The sequence below is a fragment of the Vibrio sp. KUL80 genome (genome assembly GCF_059725495.1).
The window spans coordinates 1,642,857-1,666,828 of record NZ_AP045841.1; the positions used below are offsets into that span (position 1 = coordinate 1,642,857).

Sequence of the window (23,972 nt, forward strand, 5' to 3'; positions counted from 1 at the left end):
TTATTGGATGTCTTTCCATCTTCTAGGGACTTTTAGCGACGGCTTTTTAACTTGTTTAGGTGGTTCAATATCACCAATCGCTTCGTGTTCACAAGGTTCGGCTTTTCGCTGAACCACGTAGAATCGCACGTCATTGGTTTGGTACGTGCAGTACCTAAGCTTGCCTTTGATATACCAGTTTTCTAAAGGTGCATGGATACGCCAGGCAGCATCGCTAACAGCATGGACAGACAACGGGAATCCAATCGCCAAAATAACTAAGAGTTTCGTATAAAATTGAGTGTTCATTTTGGGATGGGGCGCCCTGCATTAGCAGGGCTAGTATTCAATTATTTGTACTCAATCACTTTCGCTACATACTCAACCATGTCTGAGTTACCCACCATATTCTGGTAAAAATCAACAGAGAAGTATTTTGGTGCATCGCGCTCGATGTGTTTTGCGATATTTTTCGAAAGCTGGTTTGGATTCATTGCGCTGTAAACGTGGAATTTTTTAGTCTGCTCTAAACCCATTTCTTTTGCTTCTTCACGGGTGATATAAACTTCTTTGAAGTCTTCCAGTAGCGTGCCTGTGTATGTAACATATTCAAAGTTTGGTGTTTCTTCAGTTACGACGTACATATCTACAGTACTGTCAATTTGTTGCAGTTGACCCATTTGGTGGTTAATAATGTCCAAGTTAGTTTCGTGAGAATGGTGTGGCTGAGCAAATGCCGAAGCAGAAACGGCAGCGATCATTGCAGGGACTAGTAGTTTCTTCATGTTTTCCTCTCGAAGGGGCGTGTTGTTTCGTTGGAGAGGATATTAATGGGGAATTGATGATACGGTTTAATCGCGTTTGAAGGATTGAACCCTCTAATGAGGGTTCATAGGGTCTAATTAGACATTCCGTTGTTATCTTTAGCTGCCTTGTTTACACGTTCAACATAACGAACCAATGTGCTGACTATTTCGGAATGAATTTGACGCAAGTGTTTTGAGTGAGGGGACCATACTGAGACAGGGACTCTAAAATGTTCGTGAATAGCTTTTGTTTCTACTTCAATTAAGCCTTCTGCATCGAAATCTGTATAGATTATAAGCCTAGGCAATAACCCCCAGCCGACATTATCTTTAACCAACTGAATAGCTAAAGTCATTTGATCTACCGTTTCAGAGTTTGAAGATAAAACAATGTTATCTTCCATTTTATCGTCTACCATTCCATTTAGGATTATTTGCTTACTTGATTTTAACGCTCCCCACCTTTCTTCAACAGGAAGATTAAATATTTCATGTTCTTTAGAAGCAAATATTCCAAAAGTGATATTGTTTACCAATGTACCGTCTATGCTACTGATCACCTTAATATCGTGTGTATTAACAATGCCAAATTGAATTTTGTCGTCTAAAATACCTTCCCTTATTTCCTCTCTACTTCTGACAATAAGATTAACTATCATATTCGGATGAAGTTCGAGAAGCTTTCTACGTACCGCACTTATCGCTTTTGGGGGGAGAAAGCTTGTATAAGCGATAGTGATCGACTCGAGTTCTCCAAATGATAAACTAAGTGCAAGCTTGTCAAACGACTTAGCTTGTTCAATCACCTGTTTGGCATATCTATAAAGCAGTGTAGCATCTTCAGTGGGTTGCGCTGTTCGACCGACACGCTCAAAAAGTTCAACGGCTAACTCGTCTTCTAAGTTGGTAATCACTTGACCGATTGTCGTTCTATGTTTGTCAAGCGCTTGAGCCGCTTTACTGAACGAACCCTGTTCGTATACCGCAACAAAACTCTGTAATTGTTCAATACTGAAATTCATAAACATCTCTATCTTGTGGTCGCACTTGCAAAGTTTAGCATCTGTGCAATGCGATTAAAGTGGTAAATTATTGAATTCTTTGCAAGACGTTGTTTCAGTATAGATGTGAGGATTCAGTCCTTCAAACGCGATTAATGGATTTATCGATAGTGGGTAATAATTCTCCTCGTTGAGACAGCGACCCCAGAAAAATTTAGCACTCATTTTGTTTATCTTTTTGTGCCTCTGGTATTAAGCAGCTCGACCGTTCCCGTGACAACAAGGAGTTACACACGCAATCTGAATACTGGCGACGGTTTATAGACTTGGACCCGCCTAACTAGGTTATTCACAATGCTAAAGCTTAAAACACTATCCCGCGCTACTGCGATGCTACTATTGCCACTTGCTATCTCTACGAATACTTTCGCTAAGGAGACTGCGACTACTTCTGATAATGAAGAAGTAGGTATTTTAGAGCAGTATGGCGTACCTAAATACTTACCAAAACTTGCGATCAGTTCGATGCTTCAGGGCGACCACGTTGTTGAACACGCGAAAAAAACTGAAACGCTGGATGGTGTAAGTGTACAGAGCGAAGTGTATCTTGTTCAAACAACAGATACGAAAGGCAATATCGATCTTCGTATTAAATATGACCCTTCAAAAGTCGATGAAAAAACCGACCTTATAGAAAATATAGAAAGAATTACTAAGGCAGAATATAAGCTTCGCCAATATGCAGAGATGTATGATAAAAACTCTGTTGTAGTCACTGAATTAGATAACGGAGATCTTGAGATCGAGTTTGATTACTCGAAATATACCTTGCCTCAGGACATTGCGTATTTCCGTTTTATGCGCGGTAAATTGTTACTATCTGATGGCTATCCTGTCTCTTTAATTGTCACTAACAATTCACCATACACTCAAGATGGTGTTGCAGTAGAAACCTATAAGCAAACGACGTTTTTTGACAATTTACCGAACGGTCGTGTTGTGGTTAATAAAAAGACTATCACGGCAGAGGGCAAGAAGAAAAAGCAAGATATGAAGTTAGAGCTCGAGCTGACTCCGGTTGTTTATTACGATGATGAGCTAGGTGCTGTCGTTCAAGATGAACTATTGCTTTCTGAAGTATCAGATCCACGTATGCGTGAAGAATATGTAAAGTTAGATAGAACGTTTCCACTAATGGCAGATATGGTACGTCGTCAAGGTATTGATGTTCCATTACCGTTCGGTATCTCTGCTTCTTATCGTCGTCAAGACATGGATTTTAATTTTACAGACTTCAACATCGGTGGTTTGCAACTAGAGGGTATTGTTGATCCTGAAAATACCATTGCACATGTTACAGCAGAGTCGTACACAGTTCGTGGTGACGTGAATATTTTACCATTTTGGAACGTGTTTGGTTACGTTGGTCAAATTGATGTCGATGCAATTGTTGATGCTCAAACACAGCCAATCAATATTGGCCCGATCGGCATTGACCCCATCAATTTTAGTGTTCCCGTCAAACTACAGTATGACTTAATTGGTGTAGGTACAACGCTATCTATGGGCTATAAACAGTTATTCGCCTCTGTAACAGGGACTTATTCAAAAACTCGACTAAAAGGGTCAACGGCGGATTGGGGCGATGGAATCACAACTGTTCAACCGATGCTTGGATATCAGTTTGCGGATATACGAGCGCAGTTTTTTGTCGGGGCTGAATACCAGGCATTAAAGCCAAGTATGACGGGAGACCTAGGTCCAGCACTAGGCCTTGATACAAGTATTGAATATGACGTAGGTGTGAACCTAAATAAATGGGCATACATGGTCGGTTTCAACAAACAGATCGGTAAGCACTACAACATGACTTTCCTTTACAACAAAGGTGAGACCCGTGACTCATTCACAGTTAACCTCGGGTACCGTTTCTAATCGAGCTTAGACCAACGTTTATTTAAGAGATATCGCAATGACAACTAAAAAATATTCGATTGTGCTTCTAGCACTGGTTTTGAGCGCTTGCTCTTCACAGCATGCTTTAGAAGACCGAGTAACAAAAGAGAATTACACCGAGGTTAATCTTCAGCACTCAGAGCAGTTTAAAGGCGAAGAACCTTACCGATTTTGGGGTAACGAAGGCCCAGAGTTTTTATTAGAGAGCAAATACCACCCATCATCAATTACCGTGAGCGGCGAGCGAATGAATATTCTCGCGCTATCAGGCGGTGGTGCTAATGGAGCGTTTGGTGCTGGTGTAATTAATGGCCTTTATGATGCGGGTAAGCTTCCAGATTATTCGATTGTCACCGGCGTTAGTGCTGGTGCGCTTATTGCGCCGTTTGTTTTCACTGGCGGAGAAGATATTCATAAACTTCGTGACGTAATGCTAAGCCTCGATGATCGAGAAGTTTTGGGCAAAAAGAACTTTCTGAATACGATTTTTAAAGATGCCTTTACTAACGGCAAAAGCTTGTTCGAGCTGATGGAAACGACCTACGGCGATGACATGATTGCAAAGATCGCCGAGCAGCATCGCTTGGGTAAGCGCCTATTCATTGGCACGACTCATTTCGACTCAGGCAAGCAGATTACTTGGAACTTAGGTGAAATTGCTGCAAGTGATTTACCGAACAAAGCGGAGTTAATTCACCAAATCTTGGCAGCTAGTGCTTCGATACCAGGAGTGTTTCCTCCACAGTTCATTAACGTGGAGTACGAAGGCGAAACGCTCGAGGAGTTGCATGTTGATGGTGGTCTAACGTTCCAAATGTTCTTTGATCCATCAAACTTTGACTACGGCCAGTTGAGTGAGGCTATGGGTTTAGAACAGCCACCTCAAGTTCACGTAATTCGAAACGGTACGCTTGAGCCAGGTTACAAGCAAGTAAAAGACAAAGGCATGGATCTGTTATCGCGCAGTATTAGCAACTTGACGCTTCAACAAACGCGTGGAGACATGTATCGCATGCTCTATATGAGTGAGCGCAATGATTATGACATCGCGTTTACCTATGTGGATACATCATTTAAAGCTCATAAAAAAGGTAAGAAGATGTTCGATGCTGAATACATGAACAACCTTTACAACTATGGCTACCGCAAAGCGCAAGGTGAAACCTTGTGGGTGACAGAAGCACCTTAACGGACAAAAAATAACAACACTTCAACTTTGGCTCGATTAATACCAAACGGGAACAGTTTGAGCGGTATTAATCGGGTCTTTTTTATTTGGCGATTTTTCCATGATTAAAATCAATACACCTTTTTCGACAGCGGCGCTATTTGCATTGTCCATTTTTGCTAGTCCTTTTAGTAGTGCGATGATTGATCCGCAAGACGGATATCTGGATATGGGCGATTACCTGGCAAACAATGCCTATGGTTTTTTGCCAGTTCCCATTGTGATTACTGAACCTGCCATTGGTGTGGGTGGCGGTATGCTTGGAATGTTCCTTCACGAATCAGACGATGAACGCGAAAAGCGCAAGCAGCATGCATTGACATCACTCGATGGGGGGGCACAACTACTGGCCCCAGCGATTACCGTGGCTGGTGGTGCGTATACCGACAATGGTACTTGGATGGCACTCATTGGCCACCGACATACCTGGAATGAAGACAGTATTCGTTATATTGGTGGGGCAGGGTATGGCCATGCCAACATCGATGTCTATAAAAGATTTCAGGGAGATGGTTTACCCGGCTTTATTGACCCTTATGCTGGCACCCTAGGTATGGGAACCGAAAGTGAAGGCTTTTTGATGAAGCAGCGAGTTTCGTTCCGAATTCCTAACAGCGACTTGTTCTTGGGAGTATCGCAGACCTATTCGAGCTTCAGTACAACCATTGATTCTCTCTCATTGGCTGTGAATGACTATAATCTCGAAATGTCCAATCTCGGAGCCAAGTTTGACAGTTCACTATCCGCGATTGGTTTGGTAGCAGAGTACGATACGAGAAACAACCTATTTTTTCCAACTAAGGGCTCGTCAGTCGTTGCTGAATACCTGGTTTACGATGCAGCTTTGGGAAGCGACTTTGATTACGCGACATTTGAGGTTGATGCCTACCAATACCTGCCGGTTAATAAGCATTTGACCTTGGCATTTGCAGGTTCATACAGTTCTCTAAACACCGACGAAAGCTACCTACCACCTTTGGCAAAACCTTATATTAATATGCGTGGTGTAGCGGCGTATAAATATCAAGGTGACGAAGTGAGTACGTTACAAGCTCAGGCGATGTGGCATTTAAACCATCGTTGGACCATCAATGCTTTTTATGGGGTTGGATCGACAGCAGAAGAACATAATGAGTTGTTTGAAGACACTGTTGATGCTTATGGTGTCGGTTTTCGCTATCAGATAGCGAGGCGCTACGGTATTCATGTGGGTATCGATGTAGCGTTCAGTGAAGATCAAGGCACAGCCTACTTCCAAGTCGGAACAGGGTTCTAAACGATGGATATGAATAGCTTTTTAATAACGGCAGCATTAGCGTTCCTGATCATAGGCTGCTGCGTTGCAATTTCTGTCAGGCTTAATATTGGTTCGGTAGTAGGCTTCATTATTGCTGGTGTGATTTTAGGACCAAACACACCAGGCCTTGTTGCGTCCAACAATGTTGAAACGTTGCAATCCATTGCTGATTTTGGTGTTGTGTTATTCCTGTTTACCTTGGGGCTTGAGATGCGTCCAAAACAACTCTGGAGTATGCGTAAAACGCTAGCGCTTCAGGGTATGGGCCAAGTCGCGCTTACGGGGGCATGCTTTACCATTGTTGCGGTACTTTTTAACGTATCTTGGGAAATAGGACTGGTACTAGGCTTGATCCTCGCCCAGTCATCAACTGCTGTAGTCGTGAGTATGCTTGCCGACAAACGCGAATTGGGAACGTCGCACGGGAAAAACATCTTTGCTAATTTGATGGGGCAAGACATGAGTATTGTTTTGGTTATGGGTGTTATTCCCATACTCGCCCATAGCAAAGTCGAAGCTCAGGTGGGGCTACTCGAAAAAAGCTTGGTCTTTGTAGGCGTTGTAACTTTGATAGTGCTCATGGCAAGATTTGTGTTGCCCAAGTTACTCGTATGGAGTGCAAAACTGCGAAGTAAAGAAGCCTTTGTACTGATGCTAGCCAGTGCCATCCTGTTGACAGTTCTGTGTTCACAACAAGCGGGATTATCTGAAACCATGGGTGTTTTCTTGTTAGGTATGCTGCTCTCTGATTCGGAATTTAAGCACATACTGGAGGAGGTTGTTGCGCCAATAAAAGGCATCTTGATGTCTCTGTTCTTCTTGGCGGTAGGCATGTCGATTGACCCAAATATAATTGCCGGACACCCCGTCCTGATTTTGGGGCTGCTGGTCACTACCATCCTAGTGAAGTTCTTAGTGTTCTTTGGGCTTGCACTCATGGACCGCAAAGGCAAATTAGTGGCAACCAAAACCGCTTTCGCCCTTGCTCAAGTTGGTGAGTTTGCGTTTGTACTGTTTGGCGTCGCGCAAGCGTTTGAGCTTCTTTCTCCCCAAACTGTCTCAATTGGTTTTGTTGTGATTAGTTTGAGCATGATAGCAACTCCTTGGTTGTACGAGTTTGGAAAGCGAATTTGTGATGCGCTGATTACTAAGCAAGATCTAAAGTATCAAGACGGTTCTGCGAACTGCGAACTTGTTGTTGTCGGTTTAGATGAGGTTGGCAGGTTAGTTTGTATGATGGCTGAAAAAGCGGGAATCAGCTATGTGGGTTATGACTTGGACTACGACCGTGTAAGCCGTTCGAAAGCCTTAAATATCAACGCTCATTTTGGTGATATTCTTTCGATTAAAACGCAGCAGCGCTCGGGCCTTAAGTTTGCTCAAGCATCCTTTATTTCAGTTACTGAATCTTCAAGATTAAGAAAAATCGCTCAGGTACTTCTTCGATATAAAGGGATTGAAATCTATGCAAGAACTAACTCTAAACTCGACGAGCAGTTTTTGAAAAAAATCGGTGTGACTCATGCGAGCTCGGTATATATCGAAAGCACGATTAGCAAAGGACGTGAGCTATTGAGTGATTTTAATATTGACGAGAAAGAAATTGCTAATATTGCCAGGGAGTTAAGAACAGAACTCGTTGGATAGATAAATGTGACAACCTAGGTAGTGATGATTACGTCCTTCAAACGCGATTAACTCAGATTTTAGGCTGATTATAAAATGACCGCACTTAGAGAGGGTGATGTGACGTAGCCCTCTTCCATAATCCATTAAAAATACATTAAGTAAGGTTAATCATGCGTAAGTCTGTTCGTACTGTTCTATCTCTCGCTATTCCTTTAGCACTTGCTGCTTGTGGCGGCAGCAATAATTCTACAACCAAACCGAGCGAGCCAAAACCTGTTGAACCAGGTCTAAGTTACCCAGTTGAAACTGAAATTGGAGATGTCACTTTGGTTGGTACTAGCGAGTCTGTTGTTGTACGCGACACCGCCGGTGCACAACAAAAGGTTCGAATTGAAAGCTTTAAGGGTATCCCTTATGCAGAAGCAACTCGCTTTAATCACAGTAATACGATTTCTCTCGAAGATGGTTATGCTACGGAGTTTGGCGCTGTATGTCCGCAAACAGCCTTAACCGAAATTCGTCAATCAGAAGATTGCCTAAATCTAAATATCTGGCGCCCAAGTGACCTAGAGACTGATCAACGAGTACCTGTATACGTGTTCATTCACGGAGGTAACTTTGAAAATGGTTCTGGTTCGGACCCACATATTCACGGTGACAATGTTGTCGCTCAAGGACAACTCGACGGACAGCCTTTTATCGCAGTCACATTTAACTACCGTCTGGGGCTACTTGGTTCAGCATACACTTCTGACAGCAAAGCTGGAAACTTTGGCATCGGTGACCAAAAGCGCGCTCTAGAGTGGGTGAACGCCAATATTGATAAGTTCGGTGGCGATGCTGGTAACGTGACAGTTATGGGCCAGGGTGCTGGCGCTATGTCAATCGGTATCCTACAGCAAGATAGCAGCGATGAGTTTATTGCTGGCGAATACTTTCAGCGCGCGATTATGCAAAGTAACCCTTATGGCTTTGAGTACAAAAGCAGCAGCAATGCGGAAACTTTTGCGACTGTCTCTGAGATGGAGAACATGTCGTTGAAAGAAATTATGGACAAGCAACAATCAATGTCTAAGGCGACATCTAAGATTGTGGATTGGGTAGTAACTAGTGCAGCTACAATAAACCCAATCAGTTCAAACGCGACACCAATGGCGACGCTTATGCCATTTGCGCCTTACATCGAGTACCGTAAAAAACTGATTGGGTCAGAAAAAGGTTATCACTTGAAGTCGCAGCCTTTTGGAACTGATTTGACGGTACAAACGGTTGCTGGTTATAACGCTTCCGATGAGCGAGGGTTTGGTTCTCTAGCGGATATTACCTTCTTGATTCCGATGGTAGTTGATTTGATCATGGACAATGACCCAGACCTTTTGACCGAAGAAGATGCAGCGCAAGCACCGGAAATCATTGCCACTTGGTTAACGGAAGATGACAATGTAGAGTTGTTGCGAGCGGAATTGGCGAGTATCGATGGCAATGATGTCAACGCTCAACTGGAGTTGGGAGATATCATCGACCTTCTGCCGGAAACTGCTTACGAAGCTGTAGTTACTCTGTTATATGGGCTTGGTAATTCAAGCCAAACTGACACTCTAATCGGTTTTGAAGATTACACAGCGAACTCTGAAAAGGAGCTTAGTGGTGCGTTTGATAACATGAAGCAGTTTAACCAAATGACCAGCGATATGATGTTTGCAGGCCCTATTCGAGCTAAGGTCGCGTCAGCTGATGATTCTCAAATTCAAGCGACTATGTATGAGTTCAACTATCGCGGTAGTTTTAACTCAGTACCAAAAGGCAACTTATTTAGTGAGAAAGAAACCGATCTCATTCAAGTGGTTAAATCGTTGAGCTGCAGTTTCGGAACGCCATGTTTTGGTTCAGAGCTTCCTTTCGTTTTTAACAAAGCTGTGCGCTCTGATGGAACAACGTTCAGTGTTTCTAGCCAAGATGAAGCCATGATGAGCAAGATGTCTCGCGTTTGGTTTAGTGATGAGTTGTTCGACAAAGAGCACTACCAGAAAGGTTCAGATAGCGTTTGGGTAATCGACAGCAACGAGATAGATGGACCAACATACGACTGGGATCGCATGACGAAAATTGGTAAAGATGAATCACTCCAAGATGGCCGTTTACAAGGTCTAGAAGATCAGAACCTTATTGGTTACTACTTAGTCGATTAATTCGATATACTGTAACTTAATAATTTCTTAGGAAAAGGACGTCCTAATGACCACTTTAATATGGTCTCTCCTCATTGCAACAGTCTTGCCTTACGTTGCCAAGGTACCCGTTGCGGTAGCGATGAAAAACGCTGGTGGTTACGACAACCGTCATCCAAGAGCGCAGCAATCAAGCTTAACTGGATTCGGGGCGAGGGCATTAGCCGCGCATCAAAATAGTTTTGAGTCATTGGCTGTGTTCGCACCTGCTGTTCTTTTGGCTTTGGTGACAGGCAACACGTCGGAGACGGTTCAGGTTCTCGCTCTTGTGCACATTGGAGCGAGAATTTTCTATAACGTTTTATATTTAATCAATAAAGATATACTGCGCTCTCTATCTTGGGCGGTCGCAATAGGTTGCTCTTTCGCTATTATCTGGCACTGTATTCCTAGTTAACGTAACAGGTGCGAGTATTAGCGGTATGAAAAGTTTTAGCTGCGAAGCTTATGAAGATGCGATGATCGATTTCATTGCCAATGAGATGAACCAAGACCTTGCTCATGACATCAACCATGTATTTCGAGTCGTAAAAACAGCCAAACAACTCTGCAAAGCAGAAGGTGCAATGTTGGAGGTGGTGCTCCCAGCAGCCTATCTCCATGACTGTTTCTCATTCCCTAAAAATCATCCTGAACGATCACAAAGCTCCACAATAGCCGCCGATAAAGCGGTCGCCTTTCTCAACGACATTGGATATCACGCCAAATACCATAAAGCGATACATCACAGTATCGTTGCTCATAGCTTTAGCGCGAATATTCAGCCCCAAACTCTCGAAGCGCAGATAGTTCAAGATGCTGATAGACTCGATGCATTGGGTGCTATTGGAGTAGCAAGGTGTTTGCAAGTCAGCTCGCAGTTAGGTGTGAGCTTGTACAACGCAAATGATCCCTTTTGCACATCAAGAGAGCCAGACGATAAGTCTTATTCCGTTGATCACTACTATACAAAGCTGTTTCGCCTCCCAGAGATGATGCAGACCGCATCAGCAAAACGAGAAGCAGAACAAAGAGCCGACTTCATGCGCGCATTTTTGACTCAATTAGGGCAGGAGATTAACGCCTAAGCGTGTGTGAACTTTCAAAATTACTTCTGCGTAGTACAGGTTTTATATTGCGCAGAGAATGTATCGATGGAAATAACAGAAGCGATGGAATCGAGAATTATTGAGATGGCCTGGGAAGATCGAACACCCTTCGAAGCCATTGAGTTGCAGTTCGGGTTGAGTGAATCACAACTCATACGGTTTATGCGGGTTCGGCTAAAAAAGGGCAGTTTCCAACTGTGGCGTGAACGCGTTTCAGGAAGAGCGACTAAGCATGGCAAGTTACGTAATGGAAACGCAAGTCGGGGTCATTGCCCAACTCAGTATAAGCACAGATAACAGACGTCACCTGTTAGCGTGAGCTGTCAGGTGATATCTGTGTGTAAATGAGTCGATGAGGTGTACTTGTACTTACTAAAAAGTACTTCTTAAATCACTACGTGAATACTTTCAAAGCTTGCGGTGGTGGCATCAGCAGACACTACCTTAAGCAAATCTGAAGTCTGCTTGTCACGAATAGGGCTATCTAACCAATCTTGATAGGCCTGTTTGTTTTCCCATGTACACATTACTAGTACTTTCGCTGGGTCATCGGCAGATAGCATAGTTTCTCCGCGCAAAAAACCTGTGATGTTTTCACTGGCCTCTTCCACACATCTTCTTGCTATATGTAGGCTGGCAAGTTTTTTTCCATCGCCATGATGATCTGTCAAAGTAAGCATGGTTATAAATGACATAATAAAGTTCTCGTTTTATATTAGTTTAGACTGCACTGACATGGCGCCGTCACGTGTTTCAGTTTATGGCGCCAAGTGGTATTTTTATTACTGGTTGTTAAAGGCCGTTACTCAATGCAGGCCATTAGCCCTGTTTCTAGAGCATCTTTATTTAAAGAGCCCTTAGGGCCGATAAAGACTAGGCTCGTATGACGTTGTTCATTACCCCACGGTTCTGAAGCTGTGTAAGAACCTCTTTTTCCAACGCGCTGATAAACCACTTTGTTAGTGGGTTGGTCTTTTACGTCAATAACCCCTTTTACTCTAAGAATCGAGTCAGGAAGGCACTTGAGAAACTCATCAAGTTTCGTTTTGTCTAGGCTTTCCTCGATGGTAAAGCTTACACTTGCAAAGTCGTGTTTGTGGTTTGTCGGTAATGCTTGATCTTCTTCAGAAGAAATCGAAGTTTCAATCCCAAGAATGATCTCAGGTGGAACATTGCCATTGATACATTCAATCATTTTTTTGCTCGGGTAGGTCGCTTCTAACCACTCTCGAGCCGTTGCCAATTCTTGCTCACCAACTAAATCAACTTTTGTTAATACAATCAGGTCAGCAGCCAATATTTGGTTATGGAACAGACGACTGGTTAGTGTATCTTGTGCGAGCGTAAACATAGTCTCAGCATCGACAACAGCGAGCCCACCATCAAGTCGAATTGCAGGAACGGCATGGGCGACCTGTACGATTCCATTTGGGTCAGCTACGCCACTCGCCTCAAGTACAATGGCGTCTGGCAGTTCGTTACGCTCAGCAAGTTGAACAAGGCTATCGGTTAGATCCGCTGATACCGAGCAGCACGCACACCCATTTGACAGATTGATCATGTCATCTGTTTGAGAGGAGATAAGCTCTGCATCAATGTTAACTTTGCCGAAATCGTTAACGAGTACCACCAGACGTTTCCCATGGGGTGCAGTAAGCAACTTATTCAGAAGCGTGGTTTTACCCGAGCCTAAGAAGCCACCAATGATCGTTAAAGGTAGTGAGGCTACATCAGCATCGTTTACGTTCTTGTTGACTTTATAGGCGGACATAAGCATACCCATGATGCCTTGGTGAGCGTCGTTAAAACGCTCTTCCACAGACTTGCTATCCGTTGCATTGATAATATTCGCCATATTCAGTGGCGGTGTGTTTATCTGATTGCGATGGCTCATGGTTAGATCTCCTCAGCTTTGAATTTCTTACCACCCATAACCGTTCCCCAAACGTTGATATTCTCAATCTGTTTTGCATCAACTTCGTAAGGGTCTTCATCTAAGATGGTGAAATCCGCAAACTTGCCCTGTTCGATGCTACCGACTTTATCTTCTAGACCAAGAACATAGGCGGCATCGATGGTGACTGCTCGCAGTGCGCGGTCAACGCCAATGGCTTCATGAGGTGCAATAACCGTCTCACCATCTTCAGCAATACGAGTGACAGCACCAGACACTGCGGATAGTGGCTGCATTGGAACGACGACTTGCGGGTAATCAGAATGCATCGCAAATGGCACACCTTCACGTTCCAAAGAACCTAAGCGAGCGACAGTTTCAGCGCGGTCAGGTCCATACGCATGAGTTCTGTGAAGCAGACTACGGTGGTGGATGAAATACGCATTAACACTAGCAACGCCCCCAAGGGACTGAAGGCGACGAGCCTGCATTGGTGTCGTCATTGAGTAATGCTCAATAGCAAATCGATGGTCGAAACGTGGTTGAATCTTTTGCAATTCGGCAAGCGCATTCAATGTTATGTCGGTTGCATGGTCACCATTTGCGTGACAGTGCAATTGCATGCCTGCTTTCCAATAAGGCTTCATGAGTTCAATAAGATCATCATCACCAGCTTGACCTTGAGAACCGTCTAAGTAGCCAGGGAAGCCAACAAGAGAGCCTTGAAGAGGATATGAGCCATCGCTAAAGAATTTCACACCACGAATAAAGAACTTGTCCGATTCCATAGTTTGTAGACGTTTAATCTCTTCAATCGCCCCTTCAACGCCATGAGACTTTGCCATGGCAGCGCCGTAAGGTGTCAGTCTCATTCGTACGGGAAAGTTAGGATCTTCTGTCGCAGCAATGTGATCCGCGAGCTCAGATTTCTCATCTAGCGTTCCATATAGCAAGTCGGCTATTGTGGTGATGCCTGCACGGTTTGCAATGGATGCCATAAAGTGCAATCCGTTAACGCCACCCCCAGCTACAACTTCACCCAGTATTGGCGCCAGTGCCATCTGAACCGCTCCAGCTTCAGCAAGAACGCCATTTAAACGGCCATCTGCATACTTTTGGATATGTGGATCGGATGAATCGGCAGGAATTTTTGACAATGCCAAAGCTGCAGAGTTTGCGTATACAAAATGAGGGGCCCACGCCAAGATGTAAATAGGACGCGTGCTACTTATTTGGTCTAAGATGTCTCTGTCTAATACACCGTCTTGCTTAGCCGCATCATAACCCCAAGCGATAATAGGTTTGTTAGGATCGGTTTCCTTACGATCCACCTCTTTTAGGTGTTCAATGATACTCGCAACGTCTTTGATTGGTTGCTGCATACCATAACGTCCAGGCCATTTAATTGGGCCAATAAACTCAAGCGCCATGAAGCCTGCTGACATCCAACAGTGAGAGTGTGCTTCGATAAACCCAGGCATAATGATGCGGTCTTTAAATGACTCATCAATGGTGACATCGTATCGTGACAGCCAAGGTTCCATTGACTCGATTGTGCCTGTAGATAATACACGCCCATCTAAAATGGCAACCGCATCAGCTGCAGGGCGACCTGGGTCCATGGTGTATACTTTCTTTGCTGTATAAACAGTGACTTGCTTTTTAGACATGGTAGTCTCTCCGATTATTTGTTAACTATCTTTGATAGTGAAAATTAATGCTTTGTGAGTGATATTGACGTATCCATGTCATTGTGTTTTTCGGCCTAAAATGGCCCATTCAGGAACTGAAATTTGTTTGCTGATAGACAGGTGACGTAAGTACACAGAAAAACAAACTGAAACTACAGCACCTATTTCCGAGTGTTGTGGAATAAAAATGAGGAATGTCGTGTACACCATACATCCGAGTGTGACGGGTATTGCATAGAGCTCTTTGCTCAGAAGTAGAGAGGGTTTTTCTAGAAGAACATCTCTGACAATGCCGCCACCAACAGCCGTGATAACGCCCAGGAATATAGGTGCTAAAGGTAATCCAAACCCTAGGCCCCAGGCTTTATCAGTGCCTTGTATAGCAAACAATGACGCTGCAATTGCATCAACATATAGGTAGATGCGATTGACACGCTTCATTTGAATTAAAGGAAAAAACAAAAAACCGAACAAGCTAGCGACGACGCCTATAACGGCATAGTAAATGTCAACCGACCAAAACACTGGGACATTGAGTGTCCAGTCTCGGATAGTCCCTCCGCCAATAGCGGTCATCAGCCCGAGAACGACAACCGTAAAAATATCGACTTTTTTATCCAAGGCAGCCAGCACTGCAGATAACGCAAATGCAGCGGTGCCTAGAATAGTAATGGCTTGAATAAACAGTTCTGCAGTAGACATAAGTGCTTCCGTTAGTTTTTAGTTTTGACTCATCACATTCATGAATGTGTTTTAACCAATAAGCGTTTGGTGTTTCTTAATGTCGTTGAACTAACTCCGAACGCTTAGTGTCCACACATTCTACATACTGATTGTCGACACAATAACTCCCTATGGTAGGTTAAGATCATACCTATGTTTCAAGGGTGGATTGAGTTAGCCAACATTGTGGTGGGATTGGTCGGAGTAAAAAGTTTGTCATGTTGAGTCGCGTACTTAATTGCTAGGTATATCTCGCGAAATTTGAAGAGGTTTGTGTTTGAGGTAAAAGTGGGCTTGATAGCCCACAGTTTTGAGAGGAGGTGAGTGCTTTGTTTTAGTTGAAGAAGATGCCGGTCGAAATCAATTGCAGCGCGTTGCGGTCAGCTGAAGTACGATGAGATCGACTGTATAAGCTTAGTTTTAAAGGGAGCAATTTTCACTGAATATGGGCACCATAGCGCCACTGGCACAACCATGTCACTGAGGGCTGCCGGTAGCTCTATTCTTCTAATTTGGTTGTGACACTCTGGCTCTTCTAAGGTGTATTTGGGTAAAAGCGACCATCCTTCGCCTTCACTTGTAAGCTTTTTCAACAAAGTCATGTCGGCGATTTGATCATGCTGAGAAGAGATGATCATCCTAGTGGCTAAATCATCTTCAATAAATGACTGAACGATGAGTTGTCTAGTCGAGCGCATAGTTGAGTAGCGGTCTTTGTCTTGCAAGTTATGAACTGGGTGCTGTGTACCAGCAACAGGAACCAGTGAGAGGTGACCTAAGAGCGTGGAATCGAAGCTATGAATCATTTGAGACTGATGCACGTTCATCAGAGCAAAGTGAATACTGCCGTTTTCTATTCCGTGTTTAGCTTCTTTCTTACTACATATCTCAAGGTTGATATGCACGCTAGGAAAGCTTTCTGATAGTGCCTGATACATAGCGAGGACAATCGTGTGTGGGACAAAGCTGCCATAGGCGATAGTGACAGTCTCTAACCCATTCTCAGCAAGACTAAGCGCTATCTTATCGAGACTTTTCGCTTGCTCGAGTGTTTGCTTAGCATAGTGATAAAGCAGCTTTCCCTCTTCCGTTATTTGCACTGAACGGGCCGAACGATCGAACAGTGTCACCCCCCATTGTATTTCTAGGTTGGTGATCACTTGTCCGACGGTTGTGCGATGTTTGTTGAGTTTGATGCCCGCTTTTTGAAAAGAGTTGAGTTCGTAAGCAGCGATGAATGTTTGCAGTTGTTCAAGACTGTATTGCATGAATGGGGACCCTTACCATTATTCCGGATAGTTAGCTCGTACACTTGGGTTCCGAAGTCTATTTATCAAAACGTATCTAAATAGTAGACCATGTTTTCATGACGATTAACATAAATAAAATTAAAATGAGTACGGTGTCGAACAATTATTTATAGGTAACGCTATTATAAAATATTGATGGATTTAGTCCTACGTGAGCGATTTTCTGTCTGCTTTCATCTGTGCATAATCATCGAAATTAGACATTGGAGTGGAGTCTAATTTAGAACGAAGGAATGATTGCTTAATAAAGACTAATATGAACGTTAAACACAACGGCAAAGCGCTAGTTTTTTTAGTGGTTGCACTCGCGTCAACTCATTTATTTGCTAAAGATAAGGAACCTGATCCGGCTGACCTAACTGAAACAAATACCTCGGCTTATTTTTCGATGAGTAATCAAGGTGACCTTAAAGGCTCTATTTCAGGAGATTTCTCGTTCTCGGAGCGTCAGACTGGCATGTTGACTATTGAAGGAACAATGAACAAGGAAGGGAAATACTCAGATAGTCGCTTGCAGTACTTTCATGTGTTTTCAACAGCCAATTCTGTAGTACCGAGAGCAGCGGTTTCTTTGGATGTTATTGATAACGATATGTTCACTTCCGCATCAATTGGTACAACGCTTGCGATTAATGCAGGTGTCAAAGGTTTGAATTTGTTTCCCCGCGTTGGAGCACTAGCAGGCAAGTTCTCTCAGGCGACCATAGATGAGTTTAACGTAAGCAATGATGAGGCTTATGGTGGCTCAGCGGCAATGTATGTCATTTATAACATCGGTAAAGATGGCACGTACATTGGTTTTTGGCCAGAGTACAACTATTTGTCTGGTGATGTCGACGCTTCAGTCCTAAAGTCAACATTTATGATTGCTACACCATTTTCAAATGACAAAACCCGTTGGGGCAATATACGTGTTGAAAATACGGATGTAAAACTTTCGACCGCCACTAAAAACGTAACGAGTAATGACACTGTAGTTTGGGCTAGCTACAAGTTCTATTTCTAAAATTACGCTTTTTAATTTGATAGAAAGCCTCACTGATGTGAGGCTTTTTTTGTAATAATTAATGTAACTTAAATCTGTGGTTATAATTTTAACTAATGGTAGGTTTTAGTCATCTCATGAGTAGTTGGTCGTAAAAAGGCAGTGATACATAATGTATCTATTATTTATCACTGCCTGGCTCAGCCATGCTAATTAATATTTAAGGTATATTATGAAATTTAAGCCGCTATTATGTTCTCTTGCCATTTCGGCAAGTCTTTTTGGTTTGACTGCACCAGCAGAGGCTTGTACTGGTATACGTTTGATTGCTGATGACGGTGCGCCTGTATTTGGGCGTACAATGGAGTTTGGTGATGACATGATCGACTTTAACTGGTTCACGTACCCACGTGGTTATCAGTTTGAGGGTGTCACATCAGAAGGCCTTAATGGCATGACGTGGGATGTAAAACATGGTTTTGCAGCCGCAATGACGTTCGATACCTCAGCAATCGCAGAAGGTACCAATGAAGAGGGGCTCAACGTTGGGGTGTTCTTCTTCCAGCCATATGAAAAAGCAAGCTACCAGAGCTACGATGTGTCGCAAGCTGACAACACGATCGCCGGGTGGCAGGCGGCAACTTATGTTATATCGCAAGCCTCTAACGTAGAAGAAGCGATTGAACTTCTCAAAAACGTAAGAGTAGTGGACGCAACGCTCTATCCTGAACAAGACGGATGGAATTTCTCGCCTATGGTTCACTTCGCTGTAAATGATGCTGAAGGCAATTCTATTGTCGTTGAGTATTTAGATGGTGAACTTCGAGTGTTTGATAACCCACTTGGTACAATAACCAATGCACCGAGCTTTGATTGGCATCAAGAGAACTTGAAGCGTTTTACTTCACTACCGATTGATAAAGCGGCGCCATTTGGCGACGATATTGAAGAAGTCACCGCTGGTGGTCTAGATGTGGGTCGTTTAGAGAGCTTACCGGGTGAAATCACCGCGCCAAATCGCTTTGTTCGTGCTGCTATCTTTAGCCAAACGGCAGATCAATTTGCTAACGGAGACGAAGGCGTTCATGCCGTGTTTAACATTTTGAACAACTTCGACATACCTAAAGGCATCAAACAATATCGCCACGCCGACGGCAACGATTATTCGCAGTTTGTTCAGTGGACAACCGTGTCTGATCTACAAGCACAGAAAATCTACATTCGTTCATTCTACAGCCCATCGGTGAAGATGATCGATCTAAATGATATTGATTTTACCGATGGTAAAGTACACTCATTTGAGATCCCACACTCATTTGAGTTCGATCGAATCGAATTGAACTAACTTCCTACAAGTATTCGTTGTGCCCCTACTGTGGTTATGAGCCTTGGCGGGGGCTAGCGAAATTTTCAGTATCCGACCGCAGCAGGAAGAGTTTATGCAACCTACGGAGGGGTATACATATTCGTCGCAATCTTTTGATTATGGCTAGTTGATGGGATAAAGCCAACTATTTGGGATATTGTCGGTACCTTGGTTGCAATGCTCGGTATGGCAATCATCATGTTTGCTCCAAGAAGTGCATAGTTCGCTAATTAATCTGCAGTGGGTGGCCGTGTATTCTGTTACACTCCCGCCCGATTATTTAATTTAGGTACACAACATGAGTCAAGAGCAGCCAAACAACCCATTACACGGCCTAACACTAGAAAAAATCTTAGTGCGTCTTCAAGAACATTACGGCTGGGAAGGCTTGGACGCGGAAATCCAAATCAACTGTTTTTATAACAACCCTTCTATTAAATCCTCACTCAAGTTCTTACGTCGAACTCAGTGGGCAAGAGATAAAGTAGAAGCGCTTTATATCGATACTTTCTGTAAGTAACAATCTCATTGCTCCGTGGGTTTGTTGAGAGTAGACTGTTTTTAAAATCAATGTGTTAATGGAGTGCGTGTTGAAAGTCTATCTATCAGGTGAAATTCATACCGATTGGCGAGAGCAGATCATTCAAGGCTGTAAAGCCAAGAACCTTAACATCAGCTTTACCTCTGCCAATACTGATCACGAATCAAGTGATGCAGCAGGTGATGGTTTGGGTGCTGAATCTCAGCAGTTTTGGCGCGATCACAAATCTGCGAAGGTGAACGCGATTCGAATTCAAACCGCTATCAAAGCTTGTGATGTCGCGATTATTCGTTTTGGCGATAAATATAAACAGTGGAATGCTGCTTTTGATGCTGGCTACTGTGCGGCGCTCGGCAAACCCTACATTACTCTCCACGATGAAAACCTAGTACATGCTCTGAAAGAGGTTGATGGCGCTGCACAGGCGTGGGCAACGTCGCCAGAACAGGTTGTTGATTTGTTAGCTTACATAGTTTGTTAGTTTTGCTAAAAATACTAACGCAGGGGCAGGGCAATATATGCAATACAAAGTAATAAAGGATTACACAGATACGCCTGTACAACCGATTGTTGTTACACAAGGTGAGCTACTGACTGTAGTTGAAGAGTCGGATCCTCAAGGTGATTGGCCAAATTGGGTTCTTTGTCGCGGTGAAGAAAAGAAAGGGTGGGTACCTAAACAGATACTCGCGATAAATGCTGATACCGCGATAGTGCAAAGTGACTACCGGGCGGTCGAGCATCGGTTATCAGTAGGCGAAATACTGGTGGCTGAATTTGAACTCAATGGTTGGATTTGGTGTGAGAAATCAAATGATAAAGGTGTTATGGGTTGGTCGCCTCTAAATCACCTTGCTCGAGTTTGATTAGACGTTTCCAAAGGCCCAAGGAGCAAACCATGTTTCGTGAAATGATGAGAAACGATTCCTGTAGCCTATAACCATAGCCACCAGGGTATGTTGACAGTTTCGTGATGTATAAAGGGTTAGTGGAAGAGTAGAAAAAATTGGGAATCCCTTCCCAAAGCTGGGTTGCCCCAAACGCCATGTTAATCCTTTTGAGTTCAATTACAGTACCAAGGAGCATTACGCCTTGACCTCTGTATAGTATCTTGGCTCGCTGATTAGGCCCAATCGCGTGTGAAGGATCTAATCCTACATAGCATAATTCGGTTCCATAAGGGGTCTTAGTTCAGCACATAGTAGCCACGACCTTGCATGCAGTGTCTTACCACTTGGTCTTTTTGCACCTGATATTCTTCTGCTTGATGTCTCTTCTGCGCGCTGTGTTTTAAGGCACCACCAATCAAACCGATACCAGCACCTACCTGTGCGCCTTTTGTACCACTTCCTCCAGAAATTGCGCCTCCTGCAGCACCAAGAGCTGCGCCTTTTGCTGTTGAACCCAACATATCTGAACCGAGGGAGCTAGATTGTCCGCTCTCGACATTTTGACTATATTGCTGACACTCATACATGTCGGCGTGATACTGCTCTTGATCGACATTTTTGGTGTCGATGATGATGTTTGCGCTGGCGACTGTGCTCAAACAAACAAATGTCGCTGCAATAAATGCTTTTTTCATAGATGAATCCTTACGCGAGCTGACTGGCACAGAAACGATCTTTAGGGTCAACGAGGCTCTGCTGGGCAGCCACAGTTTGAAGTTCCCATTCGTTACGTCTGTGTGTTTCTCGTAATACGCCATAACATGCGTTATTCGCATGTTCAAACGCTTTAACTGGCGAAAGTTCGCTTAATAGTCCAGCTGTAAAGAGAGCTGAGATAAGGTCACCAACGCCCACGGGTTCACGTTCGAAATCTAGAAAAGGACGCTGAACCATATAGCAATGTTCTTCTGTCGCGAGCATCATGGTGAAGATATTGTTTGAAATACCATGAAGGTGTTTCACCAGTACGACCTTTGGTCCCATGGTCAGCGCTTTTCGACAGGCTCTAACTGCTTCTTGGAGAGAAGTGATTTCAATACCTGTGAATTGAGTAAGCTCAAATTGATTGGGAATAATTACATCTGCTGCTGGCATGAGATGCGTGATCAATTCATCCGTTATTTCAGGTTCTAAAATGCAGCCTTTTTCTGAATCTCCCATAACAGGGTCACATACGTAAAGCGCATTTGGGTTCTCTGTTTTTACTTTGTTTACTAGCTTTAAGACTTCGTGCGCTTGTGCTGCGCTACCTAAGTAACCTGATAAAATGGCGTCACAATCTTTTAAAGCACCAATCTTGTTGAGCCCGAGAGTAAGCTCACCAATGATACTTGGGTGAAATGCGTATCCAGTCCAACCTTGTTTGTATTGTGTATGGTTTGAGAATTGAACAGTGTGGATTGGCCATACTTCAAAGCCAAGTCTTTGTAGCGGGAAAACAGCGGCACTGTTCCCAGCACGCCCATAAACAACGTGCGATTGAATAGAAATAATACCTTTCATAGCGTACTTCTTCTTTTGGTTGAAAAGCCAACTGAGTGCTTTTCTTTATGAGGGAAAAATAAAGCCCCGCTGAGCGAGGCTTAAGTCTGATTACTGAGCCATAAACTCTTGGAAGTACTCATCAAGTACACGGCGAGTTTCGCGGCCAATCAACTCATACTCGTGGTGGGTTAGGTTAGCGAGTGATACACGTACAGACGCGTGCACAACATCAAAACCTTTACCTGGCAGCAAGATGACACCGGTTTCGTGAGCAAGGCGGAACAAGAAGTCTTTGCCTTTGCCGCTTTCTTTAAACCATTGAACAAATTCGTCGCCGTAAAGCTTGCCACCTAGGGTGTCTAGCTCAAGTAGTGTGTAGTAATCCACGCGGTCTTTGTCTTCTTCGACAGTAATACCCATGTTTTCGTAAAGCGTGTTGAAGCGCTCACGGATGATGCGTTTACATGCGTCTTTGTACTTGTCTTCTAGGTCCATGAGGCAGTTCAGAGAGAACATCGCCATTTGAACTTGTTGTGGTAGCGAAAGACCCGCAGTGTGGTTAAGGGCTACTGCACGGCTGTCTGCAACAATGCGGTCGATGAATTTAATGTCGCGCGGTGTTGGAGTCAGTGTTTTGTAACGGTCATCAAGCTGAAGCTGTTGTGCTTCTGGTAGTGCACGCATCGCATCATCAAACACGTTGTTGTCTTGAATGGCGATAGTGCCTAGACGCCAGCCTGTTGCACCGAAGTATTTTGAGAATGAGTACACACAAAGTGTGTTGTATGGCAGTTTGGCAAATAGCGATACGAAGTTATCTGCGAATGTGCCGTATACGTCATCCGTAATGATGAATAGGTCTTTACGCTGCTGTTCTACAAATGAAGTTAGACGGTCTAGCGTGTCGTCAGAGAACTTCACAGACGCAGGGTTTGCTGGGTTTACCACACAAAGCAGCTTGATTTGCTCATCTGCTAGCTTTTCAATCTCAGATTGAGGAAGCTGCCAAGTTTTCTCGTCTAGACGAATTTCTACGATTTCCAGTTCGTACTCAGAAAGCTCAGGGATTTCTAGGTACGGAGTGAAGATAGGCGTAGTCAGTGCAACCTTGTCACCTTTCTTCAGCAGACCATTGTGGAACATGGTTTGGAAGGTGTACGTCATTGACGCAGTGCCGCCTTCAGTTGCGAATAGGTCAAAGTTAGTCGTCGTTGGCATTGGGCCGTACATCTCTTCAGCGATGTATTGCTTAACCACTTTTTCGATGTTCACAAGCATGCGAGGAGGAACAGGGTAGTTACAGCCAAGGAATGCGAGAACGAGTTCGTTTAGGAACTCTTGCTTGTCAATACCTAGGCGGTCTTTTGCGTAGCTCAGCGCTTTTTCTAGGAAACGAACACCTTCAGAGTCACCGGCTTTACCTACGAACGTATCGAAACGCTCAACGATGCCTTTACCATCTGGGATGCCGCCGAAGCCTGCATCTAGGTAAGCGTAGTTGCGTTCAGCTTCTTGCATTGCGAAGTCACCTAAGCGAAGGAAAGCGTGACGAGGTAGCGTTGCTAGGAAGTTAGGGTTACCACGACCTGCATCCATCAGCATGCGGTCTGGAGTGGTTTTTGCCACTTCGATAAGTTTGTCTTTAAGTTCGAACGGGCTTAGGTTTTCGAATTGTGAGAAGTCGATGTTAGACATAATAAATTACCTTGAATTTTTTGAATCGTTAGCAAACGAACAGGTTCGTTTGGCTGAAATTTGGTTGAAAAGGCGGGACGGAACACTCCCGCTCATTTCGATTAATGCGTTACGTTGGGA

24 protein-coding genes and 1 pseudogene are annotated in these 23,972 nt (G+C 43.8%); 14 read left to right on the plus strand and 11 right to left on the minus strand.

Annotation, left to right across the window (positions count from 1 at the left end):
- The 3 genes from AC6I8U_RS07605 to AC6I8U_RS07615 all read right to left on the minus strand — a co-directional run bounded on the left by AC6I8U_RS07605 (position 1) and on the right by AC6I8U_RS07615 (position 1,807).
- The gene (locus AC6I8U_RS07605) at positions 1-288 is read right to left on the minus strand and encodes a hypothetical protein (protein WP_498018214.1); all 288 of its coding nucleotides are present in this window, start codon (positions 286-288) and stop codon (positions 1-3) included.
- A gap of 41 nt (positions 289-329) precedes the next feature.
- Positions 330-764 carry a hypothetical protein gene (locus AC6I8U_RS07610; protein WP_498018215.1) on the minus strand — a complete coding sequence of 145 codons (435 nt, stop codon included), beginning with the start codon at positions 762-764 and terminating at the stop codon, positions 330-332.
- 113 nt (positions 765-877) lie between these two features.
- Positions 878-1,807, minus strand: coding sequence for a LysR family transcriptional regulator (locus AC6I8U_RS07615; RefSeq protein ID WP_498018216.1), 930 nt, complete (start codon positions 1,805-1,807; stop codon positions 878-880).
- 333 nt (positions 1,808-2,140) lie between these two features.
- Here AC6I8U_RS07615 and AC6I8U_RS07620 point away from each other — a divergent pair, with 333 nt between their 5' ends.
- The 8 genes from AC6I8U_RS07620 (at position 2,141) to AC6I8U_RS07655 (ending at position 11,509) form a co-directional block, all read left to right on the plus strand.
- A complete protein-coding gene (locus AC6I8U_RS07620) occupies positions 2,141-3,721 on the plus strand; it encodes a hypothetical protein (protein WP_498018217.1) in 1,581 nt (526 codons plus the stop codon).
- Positions 3,722-3,758: 37 nt separating this feature from the next.
- Complete coding sequence (locus AC6I8U_RS07625; protein ID WP_338164466.1) at positions 3,759-4,931, plus strand: patatin-like phospholipase family protein; 1,173 nt, start codon at positions 3,759-3,761, stop codon at positions 4,929-4,931.
- A 100-nt stretch (positions 4,932-5,031) separates the two neighbouring features.
- Positions 5,032-6,246 (plus strand): BamA/TamA family outer membrane protein, encoded by a 1,215-nt coding sequence (locus tag AC6I8U_RS07630; RefSeq protein WP_498018218.1) that lies wholly within the window; start codon positions 5,032-5,034, stop codon positions 6,244-6,246.
- 3 nt (positions 6,247-6,249) lie between these two features.
- Positions 6,250-7,914, plus strand: a complete 1,665-nt coding sequence (locus tag AC6I8U_RS07635) for a cation:proton antiporter domain-containing protein (protein ID WP_498018219.1) — start codon at positions 6,250-6,252, stop codon at positions 7,912-7,914.
- 152 nt (positions 7,915-8,066) lie between these two features.
- Positions 8,067-10,085: a carboxylesterase family protein gene (locus tag AC6I8U_RS07640; protein ID WP_498018220.1), complete on the plus strand. Its 2,019-nt coding sequence runs from the start codon at positions 8,067-8,069 to the stop codon at positions 10,083-10,085.
- 46 nt (positions 10,086-10,131) lie between these two features.
- Positions 10,132-10,521 carry an MAPEG family protein gene (locus AC6I8U_RS07645; RefSeq protein ID WP_498018221.1) on the plus strand — a complete coding sequence of 130 codons (390 nt, stop codon included), beginning with the start codon at positions 10,132-10,134 and terminating at the stop codon, positions 10,519-10,521.
- A gap of 25 nt (positions 10,522-10,546) precedes the next feature.
- Positions 10,547-11,191: an HD domain-containing protein gene (locus tag AC6I8U_RS07650; RefSeq protein ID WP_498018222.1), complete on the plus strand. Its 645-nt coding sequence runs from the start codon at positions 10,547-10,549 to the stop codon at positions 11,189-11,191.
- Positions 11,192-11,257: 66 nt separating this feature from the next.
- Complete coding sequence (locus AC6I8U_RS07655) at positions 11,258-11,509, plus strand: TIGR03643 family protein (RefSeq protein ID WP_498018223.1); 252 nt, start codon at positions 11,258-11,260, stop codon at positions 11,507-11,509.
- An 89-nt stretch (positions 11,510-11,598) separates the two neighbouring features.
- On the opposite strand, the gene AC6I8U_RS07660 is transcribed toward AC6I8U_RS07655, so the two are convergent.
- The 5 genes from AC6I8U_RS07660 to AC6I8U_RS07680 all read right to left on the minus strand — a co-directional run bounded on the left by AC6I8U_RS07660 (position 11,599) and on the right by AC6I8U_RS07680 (position 16,788).
- Entirely contained in the window at positions 11,599-11,907 is a 309-nt protein-coding gene (locus AC6I8U_RS07660; protein WP_498018224.1) for an antibiotic biosynthesis monooxygenase, read from the minus strand.
- 107 nt (positions 11,908-12,014) lie between these two features.
- Positions 12,015-13,106: a CobW family GTP-binding protein gene (locus AC6I8U_RS07665; protein WP_498018225.1), complete on the minus strand. Its 1,092-nt coding sequence runs from the start codon at positions 13,104-13,106 to the stop codon at positions 12,015-12,017.
- A 2-nt stretch (positions 13,107-13,108) separates the two neighbouring features.
- On the minus strand, positions 13,109-14,776 hold the full coding sequence (locus tag AC6I8U_RS07670) for an amidohydrolase (RefSeq protein WP_498018226.1): 1,668 nt from the start codon (positions 14,774-14,776) through the stop codon (positions 13,109-13,111).
- A 78-nt stretch (positions 14,777-14,854) separates the two neighbouring features.
- On the minus strand, positions 14,855-15,499 hold the full coding sequence (locus AC6I8U_RS07675; RefSeq protein WP_498018227.1) for a trimeric intracellular cation channel family protein: 645 nt from the start codon (positions 15,497-15,499) through the stop codon (positions 14,855-14,857).
- Between the two features lie 401 nt (positions 15,500-15,900).
- Positions 15,901-16,788, minus strand: coding sequence for a LysR family transcriptional regulator (locus AC6I8U_RS07680; RefSeq protein ID WP_498018228.1), 888 nt, complete (start codon positions 16,786-16,788; stop codon positions 15,901-15,903).
- A gap of 298 nt (positions 16,789-17,086) precedes the next feature.
- Between AC6I8U_RS07680 and AC6I8U_RS07685 the strand changes: the two genes are divergently transcribed.
- From AC6I8U_RS07685 to AC6I8U_RS07710, 6 genes and pseudogenes are all read left to right on the plus strand, one after another.
- The gene (locus AC6I8U_RS07685) at positions 17,087-17,836 is read left to right on the plus strand and encodes a hypothetical protein (RefSeq protein WP_498018229.1); all 750 of its coding nucleotides are present in this window, start codon (positions 17,087-17,089) and stop codon (positions 17,834-17,836) included.
- 211 nt (positions 17,837-18,047) lie between these two features.
- Complete coding sequence (locus AC6I8U_RS07690) at positions 18,048-19,160, plus strand: linear amide C-N hydrolase (RefSeq protein WP_498018230.1); 1,113 nt, start codon at positions 18,048-18,050, stop codon at positions 19,158-19,160.
- 69 nt (positions 19,161-19,229) lie between these two features.
- Positions 19,230-19,403 (plus strand): annotated as a pseudogene (locus AC6I8U_RS07695) (YnfA family protein); the annotation flags it as partial.
- Positions 19,404-19,479: 76 nt separating this feature from the next.
- Complete coding sequence (locus AC6I8U_RS07700; protein ID WP_005472135.1) at positions 19,480-19,701, plus strand: VF530 family protein; 222 nt, start codon at positions 19,480-19,482, stop codon at positions 19,699-19,701.
- A 58-nt stretch (positions 19,702-19,759) separates the two neighbouring features.
- Complete coding sequence (locus tag AC6I8U_RS07705) at positions 19,760-20,203, plus strand: YtoQ family protein (RefSeq protein ID WP_498018231.1); 444 nt, start codon at positions 19,760-19,762, stop codon at positions 20,201-20,203.
- Between the two features lie 37 nt (positions 20,204-20,240).
- Complete coding sequence (locus tag AC6I8U_RS07710) at positions 20,241-20,588, plus strand: SH3 domain-containing protein (protein ID WP_498018232.1); 348 nt, start codon at positions 20,241-20,243, stop codon at positions 20,586-20,588.
- Between the two features lie 320 nt (positions 20,589-20,908).
- Here the strand turns inward: AC6I8U_RS07710 and AC6I8U_RS07715 are convergent, their stop codons facing one another.
- The 3 genes from AC6I8U_RS07715 to AC6I8U_RS07725 all read right to left on the minus strand — a co-directional run bounded on the left by AC6I8U_RS07715 (position 20,909) and on the right by AC6I8U_RS07725 (position 23,852).
- The gene (locus tag AC6I8U_RS07715; protein ID WP_498018233.1) at positions 20,909-21,307 is read right to left on the minus strand and encodes a glycine zipper family protein; all 399 of its coding nucleotides are present in this window, start codon (positions 21,305-21,307) and stop codon (positions 20,909-20,911) included.
- A gap of 10 nt (positions 21,308-21,317) precedes the next feature.
- Positions 21,318-22,175: a pyridoxal kinase PdxY gene (gene pdxY / locus AC6I8U_RS07720; protein ID WP_498018234.1), complete on the minus strand. Its 858-nt coding sequence runs from the start codon at positions 22,173-22,175 to the stop codon at positions 21,318-21,320.
- 90 nt (positions 22,176-22,265) lie between these two features.
- Positions 22,266-23,852 carry a bifunctional aspartate transaminase/aspartate 4-decarboxylase gene (locus AC6I8U_RS07725; protein ID WP_498018235.1) on the minus strand — a complete coding sequence of 529 codons (1,587 nt, stop codon included), beginning with the start codon at positions 23,850-23,852 and terminating at the stop codon, positions 22,266-22,268.
- Positions 23,853-23,972: the final 120 nt, after the last annotated feature.

Excerpts from the sequence above, each read along its gene's own strand:
- AC6I8U_RS07605 (WP_498018214.1), bottom strand. The coding sequence starts at position 288 with ATGAACACTCAATTTTATACGAAACTCTTAGTTATTTTGGCGATTGGA.
- AC6I8U_RS07610 (WP_498018215.1), bottom strand. The coding sequence starts at position 764 with ATGAAGAAACTACTAGTCCCTGCAATGATCGCTGCCGTTTCTGCTTCG.
- AC6I8U_RS07615 (WP_498018216.1), bottom strand. The coding sequence starts at position 1,807 with ATGAATTTCAGTATTGAACAATTACAGAGTTTTGTTGCGGTATACGAA.
- AC6I8U_RS07620 (WP_498018217.1), top strand. The coding sequence starts at position 2,141 with ATGCTAAAGCTTAAAACACTATCCCGCGCTACTGCGATGCTACTATTG.
- AC6I8U_RS07625 (WP_338164466.1), top strand. The coding sequence starts at position 3,759 with ATGACAACTAAAAAATATTCGATTGTGCTTCTAGCACTGGTTTTGAGC.
- AC6I8U_RS07630 (WP_498018218.1), top strand. The coding sequence starts at position 5,032 with ATGATTAAAATCAATACACCTTTTTCGACAGCGGCGCTATTTGCATTG.
- AC6I8U_RS07635 (WP_498018219.1), top strand. The coding sequence starts at position 6,250 with ATGGATATGAATAGCTTTTTAATAACGGCAGCATTAGCGTTCCTGATC.
- AC6I8U_RS07640 (WP_498018220.1), top strand. The coding sequence starts at position 8,067 with ATGCGTAAGTCTGTTCGTACTGTTCTATCTCTCGCTATTCCTTTAGCA.
- AC6I8U_RS07645 (WP_498018221.1), top strand. The coding sequence starts at position 10,132 with ATGACCACTTTAATATGGTCTCTCCTCATTGCAACAGTCTTGCCTTAC.
- AC6I8U_RS07650 (WP_498018222.1), top strand. The coding sequence starts at position 10,547 with ATGAAAAGTTTTAGCTGCGAAGCTTATGAAGATGCGATGATCGATTTC.
- AC6I8U_RS07655 (WP_498018223.1), top strand. The coding sequence starts at position 11,258 with ATGGAAATAACAGAAGCGATGGAATCGAGAATTATTGAGATGGCCTGG.
- AC6I8U_RS07660 (WP_498018224.1), bottom strand. The coding sequence starts at position 11,907 with ATGTCATTTATAACCATGCTTACTTTGACAGATCATCATGGCGATGGA.
- AC6I8U_RS07665 (WP_498018225.1), bottom strand. The coding sequence starts at position 13,106 with ATGAGCCATCGCAATCAGATAAACACACCGCCACTGAATATGGCGAAT.
- AC6I8U_RS07670 (WP_498018226.1), bottom strand. The coding sequence starts at position 14,776 with ATGTCTAAAAAGCAAGTCACTGTTTATACAGCAAAGAAAGTATACACC.
- AC6I8U_RS07675 (WP_498018227.1), bottom strand. The coding sequence starts at position 15,499 with ATGTCTACTGCAGAACTGTTTATTCAAGCCATTACTATTCTAGGCACC.
- AC6I8U_RS07680 (WP_498018228.1), bottom strand. The coding sequence starts at position 16,788 with ATGCAATACAGTCTTGAACAACTGCAAACATTCATCGCTGCTTACGAA.
- AC6I8U_RS07685 (WP_498018229.1), top strand. The coding sequence starts at position 17,087 with ATGAACGTTAAACACAACGGCAAAGCGCTAGTTTTTTTAGTGGTTGCA.
- AC6I8U_RS07690 (WP_498018230.1), top strand. The coding sequence starts at position 18,048 with ATGAAATTTAAGCCGCTATTATGTTCTCTTGCCATTTCGGCAAGTCTT.
- AC6I8U_RS07700 (WP_005472135.1), top strand. The coding sequence starts at position 19,480 with ATGAGTCAAGAGCAGCCAAACAACCCATTACACGGCCTAACACTAGAA.
- AC6I8U_RS07705 (WP_498018231.1), top strand. The coding sequence starts at position 19,760 with ATGGAGTGCGTGTTGAAAGTCTATCTATCAGGTGAAATTCATACCGAT.
- AC6I8U_RS07710 (WP_498018232.1), top strand. The coding sequence starts at position 20,241 with ATGCAATACAAAGTAATAAAGGATTACACAGATACGCCTGTACAACCG.
- AC6I8U_RS07715 (WP_498018233.1), bottom strand. The coding sequence starts at position 21,307 with ATGAAAAAAGCATTTATTGCAGCGACATTTGTTTGTTTGAGCACAGTC.
- pdxY (WP_498018234.1), bottom strand. The coding sequence starts at position 22,175 with ATGAAAGGTATTATTTCTATTCAATCGCACGTTGTTTATGGGCGTGCT.
- AC6I8U_RS07725 (WP_498018235.1), bottom strand. The coding sequence starts at position 23,852 with ATGTCTAACATCGACTTCTCACAATTCGAAAACCTAAGCCCGTTCGAA.